General features: G+C 41.9%; 14 protein-coding genes. 7 read left to right on the forward strand and 7 right to left on the reverse strand.

The features are described from left to right. The first annotated feature begins 13 nt into the window (after positions 1-13). Positions 14-1024 (forward strand): porphobilinogen synthase, encoded by a 1011-nt coding sequence (hemB, locus tag FJ709_RS17515; protein WP_226411564.1) that lies wholly within the window; start codon positions 14-16, stop codon positions 1022-1024. Positions 1025-1231: 207 nt separating this feature from the next. Continuing rightward, positions 1232-1783, forward strand: a complete 552-nt coding sequence (locus tag FJ709_RS17520) for a thioredoxin family protein (RefSeq protein WP_226411566.1) — start codon at positions 1232-1234, stop codon at positions 1781-1783. Positions 1784-1888: 105 nt separating this feature from the next. Here FJ709_RS17520 and FJ709_RS17525 read toward each other — a convergent pair whose 3' ends face one another. Together FJ709_RS17525 and rhlB are read right to left on the reverse strand one after the other, a co-directional pair. Then, complete coding sequence (locus tag FJ709_RS17525) at positions 1889-2821, reverse strand: Ppx/GppA phosphatase family protein (RefSeq protein ID WP_226411568.1); 933 nt, start codon at positions 2819-2821, stop codon at positions 1889-1891. Beyond that, positions 2822-4126 (reverse strand): ATP-dependent RNA helicase RhlB, encoded by a 1305-nt coding sequence (gene rhlB / locus FJ709_RS17530; protein ID WP_226411570.1) that lies wholly within the window; start codon positions 4124-4126, stop codon positions 2822-2824. Positions 4127-4467: 341 nt separating this feature from the next. Between rhlB and trxA the strand changes: the two genes are divergently transcribed. Together trxA and rho are read left to right on the forward strand one after the other, a co-directional pair. After that, positions 4468-4794, forward strand: a complete 327-nt coding sequence (gene trxA, locus FJ709_RS17535; protein ID WP_226411572.1) for a thioredoxin TrxA — start codon at positions 4468-4470, stop codon at positions 4792-4794. A 213-nt stretch (positions 4795-5007) separates the two neighbouring features. Further along, a complete protein-coding gene (gene rho, locus FJ709_RS17540) occupies positions 5008-6273 on the forward strand; it encodes a transcription termination factor Rho (RefSeq protein WP_226411573.1) in 1266 nt (421 codons plus the stop codon). A gap of 95 nt (positions 6274-6368) precedes the next feature. On the opposite strand, the gene FJ709_RS17545 is transcribed toward rho, so the two are convergent. Genes FJ709_RS17545 through FJ709_RS17555 form a run of 3 tightly spaced genes read right to left on the reverse strand, consistent with a single transcriptional unit; the run spans position 6369 to position 9873 of the window. Beyond that, complete coding sequence (locus FJ709_RS17545) at positions 6369-7112, reverse strand: fumarate reductase iron-sulfur subunit (RefSeq protein WP_226411574.1); 744 nt, start codon at positions 7110-7112, stop codon at positions 6369-6371. Position 7113: 1 nt separating this feature from the next. Then, positions 7114-9123, reverse strand: a complete 2010-nt coding sequence (locus FJ709_RS17550) for a fumarate reductase flavoprotein subunit (protein WP_226411575.1) — start codon at positions 9121-9123, stop codon at positions 7114-7116. A gap of 12 nt (positions 9124-9135) precedes the next feature. Next, entirely contained in the window at positions 9136-9873 is a 738-nt protein-coding gene (locus FJ709_RS17555) for a fumarate reductase cytochrome b subunit (protein ID WP_226411576.1), read from the reverse strand. A 368-nt stretch (positions 9874-10241) separates the two neighbouring features. Between FJ709_RS17555 and prmA the strand changes: the two genes are divergently transcribed. The 3 genes from prmA to fis all read left to right on the forward strand — a co-directional run bounded on the left by prmA (position 10242) and on the right by fis (position 12679). Beyond that, a complete protein-coding gene (prmA, locus tag FJ709_RS17560) occupies positions 10242-11123 on the forward strand; it encodes a 50S ribosomal protein L11 methyltransferase (RefSeq protein ID WP_226411577.1) in 882 nt (293 codons plus the stop codon). 264 nt (positions 11124-11387) lie between these two features. Further along, positions 11388-12350, forward strand: coding sequence for a tRNA dihydrouridine synthase DusB (gene dusB / locus FJ709_RS17565; protein WP_226411578.1), 963 nt, complete (start codon positions 11388-11390; stop codon positions 12348-12350). Between the two features lie 23 nt (positions 12351-12373). Next, on the forward strand, positions 12374-12679 hold the full coding sequence (gene fis / locus FJ709_RS17570) for a DNA-binding transcriptional regulator Fis (RefSeq protein WP_011494902.1): 306 nt from the start codon (positions 12374-12376) through the stop codon (positions 12677-12679). Positions 12680-12902: 223 nt separating this feature from the next. Here fis and FJ709_RS17575 read toward each other — a convergent pair whose 3' ends face one another. After that, on the reverse strand, positions 12903-13646 hold the full coding sequence (locus FJ709_RS17575) for a LytR/AlgR family response regulator transcription factor (protein WP_226411579.1): 744 nt from the start codon (positions 13644-13646) through the stop codon (positions 12903-12905). Further along, positions 13643-14665, reverse strand: coding sequence for a sensor histidine kinase (locus FJ709_RS17580; protein ID WP_226411580.1), 1023 nt, complete (start codon positions 14663-14665; stop codon positions 13643-13645). Before FJ709_RS17580 ends, FJ709_RS17575 begins: the two co-directional genes overlap by 4 nt. Positions 14666-14693: the final 28 nt, after the last annotated feature.

Here is a 14693-nt window from a genome sequence, read left to right on the forward strand (position 1 = left end):
CCTGGAGTAGAATGTGAATATTATTACTAGTGCTTTTCCTCAGCGCAGAATGCGCCGCATGCGTAAACATGAATTTAGTCGTCGCTTAATGGCTGAGAACCAGCTGACCGTAAATGATTTAATTTATCCGATGTTTATTCTAGAGGGAACGCAGCGCAGCGAAAAAGTGGCTTCAATGCCAGGTGTTGAACGCTTCTCTATCGATTTATTATTAAAAGAAGCCGCTGAGTTAGTTGAGCTAGGCATTCCGTTAATTGCTCTATTTCCGGTAACGCCTGCTGATAAAAAGTCATTAATGGCAGAGGAAGCTTACAATGATGATGGACTTATGCAGCGCGCCGTTCGCGAGTTAAAAAAAGCTTTCCCGCAACTGGGTGTGATGACAGACATTGCATTAGATCCGTTCACCACCCATGGTCAAGACGGCATCATTGATGACACAGGTTATATTTTAAATGACATCACAACTGAAATTTTAGTCAAGCAAGCGTTATCTCACGCTGCAGCAGGTGCTGATATTGTCGCGCCGTCTGACATGATGGACGGTCGTATTGGTGAGATCCGTAAAGCGTTAGAAGCGGCTGGTCATGTTAATACCCAAATAATGGCTTACTCTGCAAAATATTCTTCTAATTATTATGGTCCTTTCCGTGACGCGGTTGGCTCTGCTGGTAATCTAAAGGGTGGCAATAAGCATAGCTACCAAATGGATCCGGCAAATAGTGATGAAGCATTGCACGAAGTTGCTTTAGATATTCAAGAAGGTGCTGACATGGTGATGGTGAAGCCTGGCATGCCCTACCTTGATATCGTCTATCGTGTTAAAACAGAGTTAGCGGTACCCACTTTCGCCTACCAAGTCAGTGGTGAATATGCCATGCATATGGCTGCGATTCAAAATGGCTGGCTAGCGGAAAAAGCCATCGTAATGGAGTCATTACTTTGCTTTAAACGTGCTGGTGCTGATGGGATATTAACTTACTTTGCAAAACGCGCGGCTCAGTGGTTAAAAAACGACAAATAGATTTTTATCAGCTTTGTTAAGCCCAGATATTCTGGGCTTTTTATTATATATTCACTGCTATGCGAATATGCTTTACGTCTCATTTTGAGCATTTAACCCATCCTTTTAGTGACTAAGTTAACATCCAGCATGGTTATTACTTAACAGCTAAATTAACTCATGTTTGAATACCTCTCGCACTATTTCCTTCTGCACAGAGGCTTTATCATGCACAATAGCATTAAGACATTATTCGCCACCAGCGCACTTATTTTCAGCAGCCAAGCATTAGTGGCTCCCGTTTTCGCCAACAGTGGTTGTGGATTTGAAAAAGAGTCGCAAGGGTTTAACGCAACTTGCAGTGAGGAGAAAGAAGAAGTGATCATTACCGGTATTGTTACAACTGAAACACTTGCAAAAGATTTACCCGGCTATGCTGCAGAGTACCAAGACTACGTGGTTAATGAGGCGCAAATTGCAGCATTAAAGCAAGTATCAGAAGTAACTGACATAGTCGTTATTATTGGTACCTGGTGCCCTGATTGCCATCGAGAAACGCCACGCTTTATGCGTTTAATTGAAGCGGCTGCCAACCCAAACCTTAAAGTGACCTACATAGGAGTTGACCGCAGCAAGCTTGACCCTGAAGGGCTAGCAGCTAAATATGATTTCACGCGTATTCCGACCTTTATTATTGAGCAAAAAGGTCATGAAATCGGCCGTATTGTAGAACGCCCTGAAGTGTCACTTGAAGCTGATTTGGTAAACCTTTTAAAATAATGAGTTCTCGCTGAAATGACAAAAAAATAGGTCACATTATGTGACCTATTTTTATTGTTCTATCAATTGAGATTAGCACTGACGGCCTCGTAACAACTCATATATTTAGCGTGTACGTTGCTTATCCGACAATACTTGCAATACGCCTTCACGTAATGCGCCGCCCGCTAGATGTAATTGTTTAATCGACAGTAACTCAAACAATGCCAACAAGATGGCCACACCAGATGCAAAAGTGGGTGCTTGTTCTGCCGTTAATCCATCAATATTGGATAGATGCAAATCTGACTGAGCTAAAATATCATCACGTAATGATTGCAGCACAGTTAAGGTAATCACTTCAGACACTTGCCTATGTTGCAATACTGACACAACAGATTGTACAACTCCTGATGCACCCACAGCTTTGTCCCAGCCTAAATTGGTCAGAGCCTGCATGTGTTCTAATAAGATATTTTTAACGGCATCTTGTGCTTGGGAAAAATCAAGCATTTGAAAAGGCGTAGCATTGAAAAACTGTTGATTAAAAACCACTCCGCCCATGGGTACGCTGGTTTTAAATAACACTTTACGGCCCTTACCGACAATAAACTCGGTACTGGCACCGCCAATATCAATCACGAGACGTTTTTCTATGCCTGTAGTGGTTGCCACCATACCTTGATAAATTAATTCAGCTTCACGTAAACCTGAAATAACCTCTATCGGATGTCCTAATATAGGTAAAGCCTGCTGCTTAAACTCATCTGCATTAGCAATAACACGCAATGTGGCGGTAGCGATTACTGCAACATCATGCTGATTAACGCGATGTTTTTTTATCATCTCGGCAAACAGGGCTAAACAATCTAACCCCCGTTGCATCACCTCATGCGACAAATAGCCATCGTCACCAATACCCTCTGCCAAACGCACTTTGCGCTTATACTTGGCTATAATCTGTGGCTTACCAGCCACAGTCACTGCAACCAACATATTAAAGCTATTAGAGCCTAATGTGATGGCCGCGTATGCAGGTAAGGATGATAATTGAGCCATTTACGTCGGTCTGCGTGTCCGATGACGCGATGGTGTGTTACTACTACCACTTCGATGAGCACCTTTACTTGCACCATCACGGGTACGGGTAGTAGGGTGTTTACGATGAATACGCACTGGCGGAGGAATATCATCCAGTAATGCATCACGGTCATAATCAGATACAGGAATAGCGTGGGTAATATAGGTTTCAATACCTGGTAAATTTAATGCATATTCTTCACAGGCAAAACTAATTGAAATACCTTTAGCACCCGCTCGACCAGTACGACCTATACGGTGAACATAATCTTCACAATCATCAGGTAAGTCATAGTTATAAACATGCGATACATCAGAGATATGTAAACCACGGGCTGCTACATCTGTGGCGACTAAAATATCTAAATCACCGCAGGTAAACTGTTCAAGAATACGAATACGTTTCTTTTGTGGTACATCGCCTGTCAGTAACCCAACACGATGTCCATCACCTTCAAGGTATGACCATAGTTTTTCACAGCTGTGTTTAGTGTTAGAGAACACAATAGCTTTTTCTGGCCAGTCTTCCTCAATCAAAGTAAGCAATAAGCGCATTTTATCTTCCATTGAAGGATAAAAAATTTCTTCTTTGATGTTTTTAGAGGTTTTTTCAAGTGGTTCGATTTCCACTTTCTCAGGGTCATTCATATGATCATAGGCTAATTCCTGCACTTTCATTGAAAGTGTGGCAGAAAATAACATGTTCAAACGCGCTTTAGCGTCTGGCATACGACGAAATAAGAAACGAATATCTTTAATAAAGCCTAAATCGAACATACGATCGGCTTCATCTAATACCACAGCTTGAATGTGATTCAGGCTAATGACACCTTGGCGAACATAATCAATAATTCGACCTGTGGTACCAATTAAAATATCAACGCCTTTATCTAATACCTCACGCTGTGTTTCATAGCTTTCACCGCCATAAACAATCCCAACTTTTAAGCCAGTATGTTTAGCCAGTAAATTGGCATCTTTAGCAATTTGAATCGCTAATTCGCGAGTTGGAGCCATGATAATGGCACGCGGTTCAGTATTTTTGCGCCCTTCTGGGGCAGCAGATGTGAGTAAGTGATTAAAAGTTGCTACTAAGAACGCCATGGTTTTGCCTGTGCCCGTTTGGGCTTGGCCGGCGATATCTTTAGTGTTTAGTAAAATAGGTAATGATAAGGCTTGGATTGGGGTACAAAATTCAAAGCCGTTCTCGTTTAAGGCTGATAAAACTGCATCTTGCAGCGGAAAGTCAGCGAACTTTTTGGTAGATAAATGTGTTTGGCTCATGGCACCAGCATACTAGTTGGGGTTGCAAAAAAAGATACGATAGTTTGAAATAGCTACATTGTTTATCCGTTCATATTATATATGCAGAGTTCAAAGCACCTCACTGCACAGGCTTCTTTATTGATAAATAATTAATTATCAAATGGTTATAAAAAAGACTGGGCACTGAGAAGCTTAAAAAAAATCACCTTAACTATTTAACAGCGGATGATGCTCTGCGTATAATGGCAAATATAAAAATTGCGGATATTTACACGGTCACTTGAAAAGCTTTTCAACTAACCCAATATACATGGTAAGCCATTAATAAACTAGCAATGGAACCAAATCTGGAGAACAACATGAGCGACAAAATAGTATACCTAAGCGACGACAGCTTCGAAAACGACGTATTAAAGTCTGACACTCCTGTGTTAGTCGATTTCTGGGCTGAGTGGTGTGGACCTTGTAAAATGATCGCGCCAATCTTAGATGACGTAGCAGAAGAGTATGCAGGTAGAGTTACTGTTGCCAAAATGAACGTTGACCAAAACAGCATTACCCCTGCTAAGTTTGGCGTTCGTGGCATTCCAACCTTGCTTATGTTTAAAGGTGGCGAGTTAGCTGCAACCAAAGTTGGTGCGCTGTCTAAAACGCAATTAAAAGAGTTTATTGACGCTCAAATCTAATCTCATTTAGAGTCTAATTGCGAAATGGCACAAGTTTTATACAATTTGTGCCATTTTTGTACCTAAAATTCTGGACGTCAGCCTAATATGGTGATAAATTTACCTCAGATTTTTTCAATTTAACCTTTTCTCGCTTTTCAGTCATAAACTCTGTTCAATACCCCTACTGATTGATTGCGGTAAGCTTTGTCGCGTAACACAAGACTCCCATACATGAATTTAACAGAATTAAAAGACACGCCGATTTCAGATCTTGTTTCACTTGCTGAAAGCATGAAACTAGAAAATATGGCTCGCGCCCGTAAGCAAGATATTATCTTCTCGATTTTAAAATCACATGCCAAAAGCGGAGAAGATATCTTCGGTGGCGGTGTATTAGAAATCCTCCAAGACGGTTTTGGATTTTTAAGAAGTTCAGATGGTTCATACTTAGCCGGCCCTGACGATATCTATGTTTCACCTAGCCAAATTCGCCGCTTCAATATGCGTACTGGTGACTCCATTTTTGGTAAGATACGTCCGCCTAAAGAAGGTGAAAGATATTTTGCCCTGCTAAAAGTATCTGAAGTTAACTTCGATAAGCCAGAAAGCTCACGTAACAAAATTTTGTTTGAAAACTTAACCCCACTTCATGCTGAAGAACGTCTTCGTATGGAACGCGGTAATGGTTCAACAGAAGATATTACCTCACGCATTCTTGATCTATGTTCTCCTATCGGTAAAGGTCAACGTGGTTTGATTGTTGCGCCGCCAAAAGCGGGTAAAACATTATTACTTCAAAACATCGCCCAAAGTATTACTTATAACAACCCTGATGTGGTGTTAATGGTATTACTGATTGACGAACGCCCAGAAGAAGTGACCGAAATGCAGCGTATGGTCAAAGGCGAAGTTATTGCTTCTACCTTTGATGAGCCAGCAAGCCGTCACGTGCAAGTTGCCGAAATGGTACTTGAAAAAGCCAAGCGTTTAGTTGAACACAAAAAAGACGTAGTGATTTTACTAGATTCTATCACTCGTTTAGCCCGTGCATACAACACAGTTATTCCATCATCAGGTAAAGTGCTTACCGGTGGTGTTGATGCTAACGCACTACACCGTCCAAAGCGTTTCTTCGGTGCAGCACGTAACATCGAACACGGCGGCAGCTTAACCATTATTGCTACCGCACTTGTTGATACTGGTTCGAAAATGGATGAAGTGATTTACGAAGAATTTAAAGGTACCGGTAACCAAGAGTTACACCTTTCTCGTAAAGCAGCTGAAAAACGTGTGTTCCCGGCGATTGATTTCAACCGCAGCGGTACTCGTCGCGAAGAGAAACTGACTACAGTTGAAGAACTTCAGAAGATGTGGATCTTACGTAAAATACTTCACCCAATGGATGAAGTATCAGCAATGGAATTCTTAATCGATAAGCTTGCAATGACTAAGACAAATGAAGAATTCTTCACCGCGATGAAACGCGCTAAGTCTTAAGACATACATTCTATATCTGATAAAAATGCCGCTCCACCTAATAAAGGTTAGCGGCATTTTTGTATCACTCAGTTTATCGCTAATCAATACATCAACTACAAAATCCTATTCGGGCTTGCTATCGCCATCTTACGGCGTAAGTAAGCAATCTGTTGCATATGAGGCAAATCTTTCGGGCAGGCATCTTGGCAGCCTAATAAAGTCACACAGCCAAATACCCCATCTTGATTACCGATAACATGATAGAAATCATCCGCAGTACGGGTATCGCGGCTATCTAATTCAAAGCGGGCAATTTTCATCATACCCACCGCGCCAACAAAGGTTTCACGCATTTGTTTGGTGGCGCAGGCTGACACACATACACCACACTCTACACAACGGTCGAGTTCGTATAACTTGGCTGCTTCGTCTGGGTCCATGGGTGTTTCGATACGATGAATATCACTCTCAAAATTATTTGGCTGTAACCACAACTGTAAACGCTCGGCCAATTCGCGCATAAACTTACCGGTGTTAACTGACAAATCGCCGATTAATTCAAACCCAGGTAATGGCATCAATATAATGTCACCTTTAGGGTAATTAGCCGTTAAAGTGCGGCAAGCCAATGTGGGCTTGCCGTTAATCACCATGGCGCAGCTGCCGCAAATGCCTGCGCGGCAGACAAAGTCAAATTGCAGTGAAGGATCCTGTTGCTCACGAAGCATATTCAGCGCAATAAACACCGTCATGCCGGGCGCTTCAGTCACTTCATAGTTAACCATTTTCGGTTTGTCGTTAGGGTCTTGTGGATCAAATCTAAAAATTGAAAAACGAATTGTTCTAGCTTGACTCATGTTATTTATCTCCCACCATTGTTGCACTGACCACAGCACAATTTAATGTGTCTGATAAGCGCTGATTTAGCGGCATTAGCTCGTCAGGTAAGGTGAATGGCATGATTGCTGCCTGCTTGGCATATCGGTCAGCATCAATACCTAAGTTGGCAAGAATGGCGTCTATTTGCTGCTGACGCTTCTCGGTATCGGGATGCGCAATCGCATTGTTTACACCATAGCCACGATAGCCCGGTGGCAGTTCCATTTGCATCACATCAAGCGCTTCATAACTCAGCACTGGCGCTAAAGCATCGGCATCTGGCCAGGTTGATAATGTCCGGTTTAGCCAGTCTTTATCGTTACGTTGTGGAAAGTCTTCACGGGAGTGAGCACCACGACTTTCGGTGCGCGCATTCGCACCGCAAGCGACAGTTAGCGCCACTTTTAGCATTCGCCTTAGGCGTAATGCTTCTACTAGTTCAGGGTTGGCATGGCGTTTTTTACACCTTAGTCCGATATTGCGTGAACGTTTAAGCAACTGACTTAACTCATCTACGGCTTGTTGTAACTCATCGCCATTTCTGAAAATACCAACGTAATCCATCATAATTTTTTGCATCGCCAGCTTAAGTTCAAAGGTATTTTCGGTGCCTTCACCATCCACTAAACCATTAATCTCATCAATTAACTCACCACCGAAACGATTAATGAGGTCAGTATCAATAACCAGATTGTTTTTCTCGCCAAAGTCAGCAACATATTTACCAATAATCATCCCGCCAACCACGGTTTCTGCTAGAGAATTCCCGCCTAAACGATTAAAGCCATGCATATCCCAACACGCCGCCTCTCCCACACTAAATAAACCTGATAACTGCGGGCTTTCACCTGTAGGCGTTGTGCGTATGCCGCCCATAGAATAATGCTGAGTTGGCCTAACTGGGATCCAATCTTTAGTGGGGTCTATACCGAGAAAGTTTTCACAAATTTCTTTCACTTCGCGCAAGTTGGTTTCAATGTGTTTGCGGCCTAACAAGGTAATATCCAACCATAAATGTGGGCCATATGGGCTATCGACACCTTTGCCTTTACGCATATGCTCAGTCATGCGCCGTGACACTACATCACGTGATGCTAATTCTTTCTTTTCAGGCTCGTAATCTGGCATAAAACGATAGCCGTCTTTATCGCGCAATAACCCGCCATCACCGCGACAGCCTTCTGTGGTTAAAATACCTACGGGCACAATGGCAGTAGGATGAAACTGTACCGCTTCCATATTACCTAATGTCGCCACGCCAGTTTCTAATGCCAATGCTTGGCCTATCCCATCACAAATAATGGCGTTGGTAGACACTTCATATATACGACCATAACCCCCAGTAGCTATCGTGGTTGATTTGGCAATATACGCCCTAACCTCGCCAGTAATTAAACAGCGAGCAATCACGCCTTGGCAGCGCTTGCCATCATGAATAATCTTTAGCGCTTCCATGCGTTCGTGTACAGGAATACCTAACGAAATCGCTTTATTATCGACCGCATACAGCAATGAATGCCCAGTCCCGTCTGCGGTATAGCAAGTACGCCATTTCTTGGTGCCGCCAAAGTCACGGGCATTAATTAACCCATGCGCCTCTTCGGCTTCATTAATAGTGACCTTCTGTGCATTAACTATCACCTGGCGTTCACCTTTAGTGATGCGTGTCCAGGGTACGCCCCAATTGGCTAACTCACGTACTGCTTTAGGTGCACAATGGGCAAACATACGGGCAACGGCTTGATCGCAGCCCCAGTCAGAGCCTTTTACTGTGTCTTCAAAATGCACATCTTCATCATCGCCCATGCCTTTTATTGTGTTACCCAAACTAGCTTGCATCCCTCCCTGGGCTGCTGCTGAATGAGAGCGTTTAGCTTGAATGAGTGACAGCACTAATGTATCAAGACCGCGCTCTTTAGACGCAATAGCAACCCTTAAACCGGCTAAACCTGCACCAACCACTAATGTATCGGTATAAATTATTTGCATGTTTATTCCTTATTAAGTTGGCGCAAAAGGGATAACAGGCAACTCAAGGGTTCGCCCTATCACAATGTAAGCGACTAAACTGGCAATACCAATAATCATCAAATATACCAGCAGCACCTTGGCAAACTTAAGCAAGGCAAAACGTTGCTGTACTAATCCCCACTTCACGCAAACACGATATAAACCAAACACGGCGTGCACTAAAACGGCGGGTAAAAGTAAGATGTACAGAATCCAGACATTATCGTAATAAACTCGCTCGGCAGATAAATGCGGGCCAATTTCAGGATTCATGATCATGGTAAATAGATGCACCGGCACTAAGAAAAACAATAAAAAACCTGTCACCATTTGCCAGAACCATATTTTGGTATCTTCGTGGGGTAAAAAATGCATTTGTTGCCGTAATGCTCGCCATTGACCAATTTGAGTCGGAAAGCGGCGCAAGGCAAAAATGGCATGGATCATCACCACAACTAACATAAACGCTGAAAATATCTGGGTTAATAATGGATAACCATGACCCGTTTCACTGAAAATCCCCCCTTCAAGAAATTGAGCAACCTGGTAAAAAGCTTCTTTTCCCAGCAAAATGCTGGATTCAAAATGCAAATGCGCAATAATAAATAGCCCAAGTAATGCCCCGGATAGACTTTGTAAACTGTCTGCTCTTGCAGCCCAAATTGGATGAGAAAAACCCTTAGCAGCACTCACATTATTATTTTTTGCAGGCAAGGATTGAGATTCCATAAATTGTTACATCCGGTACTGGCACAATAAGGTAACTTGACCATATCAAGTCTTTTCAAACAACATCATTGGCGATAAAACAAACCGTGACCTTGCTCACTTATTATCATGTCGGACTTAGAGGCTGATCACACTGTGTTTAAGATTGAAATTTCAAACAAACCCAATGACTTGACCAACTAACAAAACGAATTTGCGTAATTCAAACAATAACAATGATCATGTCGCGATAATTAACCGTCATCACGTTCATAATGTCACTCCAAAATCTTAACAAGATAAAATCCATACTAAGGTGCGCATCTGTAAATGGTTTGGGTATAATAGCCGCCATTAACACCACTTTTATCAAAGATTAGGAACACCCCATGGCTTGGATCCAATTGCGCATTCACACTCATCGCGACAATGCAGATATGTTAGGCGACTTATTAATGGATCAAGGTTCTGTTTCCATTACCTATGAAGATGGCCAAGACGAACCCATTTTTGAACCTAAATTAGGTGAAACTCCACTTTGGCAAGATACGGTAGTTGTTGCGTTATTTGATGCAGGCACCGATTTAGCACCCACGATTGAATTTTTAGAATCTATGCCATTTTTAGGCGCTGGTTTTAACCATAAAATTGAACAGGTAGAAGACAAAGACTGGGTACGTGAATGGATGGACAGTTTCCACCCTATTCAATTTGGTCAACGTTTATGGATTTGCCCAAGCTGGCGCCCTATTCCTGACCCAGAAGCGGTTAACGTTATTTTAGATCCTGGCTTAGCATTTGGCACAGGTACACACCCTACAACTGCATTATGTCTTGAGTGGTTGGACAGCTTAGATTTAGCTGATAAAGAAGTTATCGATTTTGGTTGTGGCTCAGGTATTTTAGCGATTGCCGCTATCAAACTAGGGGCCAAAAAAGTCACCGGTGTGGATATTGATTATCAAGCCATAGACGCCTCTACCGCAAATGCTGAACGTAACGATGTGGCGGATAAACTATCACTTTATTTACCTGAAGATCAGCCAGAGAATTTACAAGCTGATGTGCTTGTCGCCAATATTCTAGCGGGGCCGCTCAAAGAATTAGCCCCATTAATTGCTGAAAAAGTAAAAACCGGTGGTCAACTAGCCCTGTCAGGTTTATTACGCGAACAGGCTCAAGATGTATCTGACTTCTATAGCCAATGGTTTGATATGGACCCAGCGTGCCATAAAGAAGATTGGACTCGCTTAAACGGAACAAAAAAATAGTTTACTATTTAAGCAAACAGACGCGCGTATAACAAGGGTTACAATTGTTTTACACGCGTCTAGCTTATCTACTGCTTAGCTGCAACCCCCATCAGTGCTCAAAAACAAAAATATATCCCCCTAAACCGCAGATATTAAGTCAATTAATTGTCTGAGATCAAAAGTCAAGTAAAAAAGTTTTATTTAGGTCATTTATTGACCTTTTCAAGCTGGTCAAAAAGGGCTACTATAGCGCCCCTTTGAAGAGCAAGGTGAAATCAGCAAATGCGAATTGGCCCCTATCAACTGTCTAACCAGCTGATCGTGGCACCAATGGCAGGTGTCACCGATCAAGCCTTCCGCAACCTTTGTTTACGTTATGGCGCAGCCTTAGCAGTATCTGAAATGTTGTCGTCCAATCCTGATGTTTGGGACTCGGATAAAAGCCGCATGCGCATGGCGCATTCAGGCGAAGAAGGAATACGCTCCGTACAAATTGCAGGTGCAGACCCTGATTTAATGGCTAATGCCGCTCAGTTCAACGTTGAACAAGGCGCGCATATCATTGATATCAATATGGGTTGCCCAGCAAAAAAAGTGAATAAAAAGTTAGCTGGTTCTGCATTGATGCAAAACCCCTGCTTAGTAAAAGAGATTTTACAAGCCGTGGTTAGCGCAGTGGATGTTCCGGTAACTTTAAAAATTCGCACAGGGTGGGACCCAGATAATCGTAACGGGATCCAAATAGCCCAAATTGCCCAAGATTGTGGCATTGCTTCGTTAGCGGTTCATGGCCGTACAAAGCAATGTATGTATAAAGGCTTTGCCGAATACGACACAATTAAAGCAATAAAACAGAATATCTCGATTCCGGTTGTTGCCAATGGCGATATTAACAGCCCCGAAAAAGCCAAATTTGTGCTTGATTATACGGGTGCTGATGCGGTGATGATAGGAAGAGGTGCACAAGGAAGGCCCTGGATTTTTAAAGAGATTCAGCACTACTTGGAAACAGGTACAAAGTTAGCGCCTATCGGGGCAGAAGAGCAACGCACTGTGATGCTTGAACACCTTGATAAACTTTATAATCTGTATGGCGAGTACAAAGGTGTCCGTTTTGCCAGAAAGCATATCGGATGGTACCTAAACCAGGAAGAACAACGTCAATGGCGTGCTGACTTCAACAGGCTTGAAACCGCTGTCCAACAGCATTCCTTTGTGGAATGTTATTTTGAAGAATTAGTGTAAAATTAATTAAAGAGCAGAATAGAATGTTTGATCAGACAACTAACACAGAAGTTCACCAGCTTACCGTAGGCAAAATCGAAACAGCAAACGGCACTATCAAGCCGCAGTTATTACGCGACGCAGTTAAACGCGCCGTAACCAACTTCTTCTCTCAGTTAGACGGTCAGGAAGCTTCAGAAGTGTATGAAATGGTACTTAGTGAAGTTGAAGCACCTTTACTAGACATTATCATGCAACACACTCGTGGCAACCAAACTCGCGCAGCGAACATGTTAGGTATCAACCGTGGTACTTTACGTAAGAAGCTAAAAAAATATGGCATGAACTAAGACTCAACGTCTAAGTGATTGTAAGAAAACGGGCTTATCAGCAATGATAAGCCCGTTTTTGCGTATATGTATCCGCATATGTACCTTCTTTTTTGTTGTCCCTTATTCTTTTAGTCTTTTCACCCATAAAATATCTCATAACAACATTTGTTTTATATAGCCTTTGTATTGGGCGATGTCACTAATATGACCAACTAAAACCGCTATGACTAACCTATTATGCTCAACCATCTAACCATTTTTTAAATTGTGCTGTGCGAGTTTTGCTGGTGATAAGTGGCTCTTTTAATATTGTCGTTGTTACCGCGACGGTATCTTTGCCGTAATTCTCGAATGCTTGAATATAATTCAAATTAATTAAATCGCTGCGGTTGAGCCTGAAAAACTGCTTAGGGTCGAGTTGTTGTTCAAGTTCAGTAATCGAGTTGCCTGTTAGCATATGATGCTGGCCGAGTTTATCGTAAGCAGAAATAACCCCTGCCGCTGCCCGCAAACACACTATGTCATCGGTTTTAAGTATTTCGACCACTTGTGATTTACGCAATAAAAAGCGGCTTTTATAGATTGGCTGTTCAACGCTGGGCTGACCTATCTGAACCTGAGTTAAGTTATGCTTTAATTGTTCATAGCTCAACATAGCCGCAGAGAAACGCTTATATGAAAAAGGTTTGAGCAGATATTCAATCCCCTGATTTTGAAAAGCATCACCCCAATGTTGATTATAAGATGTTGTGTATATAACAGGGCAAGGTAAATCAAGCGCATTAAGAGCGTTAAAGACCTGGCCATCTAACAATTCAATGTCAGAGAAAATAAGGTCTAACAATGGCTGATTATCAAAGAATGTAATGACATCGGCTACTTTATCAATTTGTGCAACAATTTCAGCCTCGGGATAGTAACGATGAATAAAACCTATCAGTTTTTGGGCAGCCAACGGCTCATCTTCAATCACTAACACTCTCATGCAAACTCCCTGTGAACAGATAAAGGTAAAGTGAGCCTGAAATAATGTTCAGTATGCTCAACCGCTAAAGGCTGGTTACAAATAGCCACACAACGTGTGCGCAAGTTTTGCAGACCTAATTGAGTAGACTCAGGTTTAAAGCTTTTCTGATTAATCTGATTACCAATACTGACTTTATCAGCATCAATTGTTATTTCAATCTTGGTAGGGGCAAGTTTATTGCCTTGATTATGCTTAATCACATTTTCAATAGCGAGTTGCAAAGCACAGGGTAAAATATGACTGCGTAAATTATCCCCAGGCTTTTGAATAATCTCAAGCACATAAGCCCCTTCAAACCGTGTTGATATTAATGACATGTAATTTTTTGCAAAAATCAGTTCATGTTCAAGCGGTACTAAAGAGTGATCTTTATGCTGTAAAATATAACGGTAAATATCGCTAAAGGTATTAAGGTATTCATCCGCTTCATCAGGGTCTTGTTGTATCAATGCCGACAACACATTGAGGTTATTGAATAAAAAATGTGGATCAATATGCTGCTGTAATGTTTTTACTTGGCTTTGCAACAACGCTTTTTCGCTTTGTTCTAGCGCGCTATGTTGTTGTTTTATATCTTCAAACACTTTGAATGCTAAGGTAAAACCACCCACTATGGTATGCAAAATAAACTGCATACTCAAAAGCGATATGATATGAGCCACATTAATTGCTTGAATACCTATCGCAAACTCAAGCGCGACAATTAACCCTGTAACGGCAAAGGTAAAACTGACATTACTGAGTAAAAATACTCGTATATAGCATTGTGTATTGCTTAGTATGTGTTTGCTATTTTGATAGAAGCGAAACCAACGTAAAGTGAGCCATTGTGCAATAAAGCATTGAACAGCCATCCACACTGGGGCATCAAAATGCCATTGAATTGCCTCACCGGGTTTGGCCTGTAAAAGTGCAGAGTACAACACCATAAATATCGAAAAAAGGCTGATAATAATAATATTAATAAGTTTATTCATGATGTTGACTCTATTTAAATTCATTTGA

It is taken from the genome of Shewanella glacialimarina (genome assembly GCF_020511155.1).
GTDB lineage: Bacteria > Pseudomonadota > Gammaproteobacteria > Enterobacterales > Shewanellaceae > Shewanella > Shewanella glacialimarina.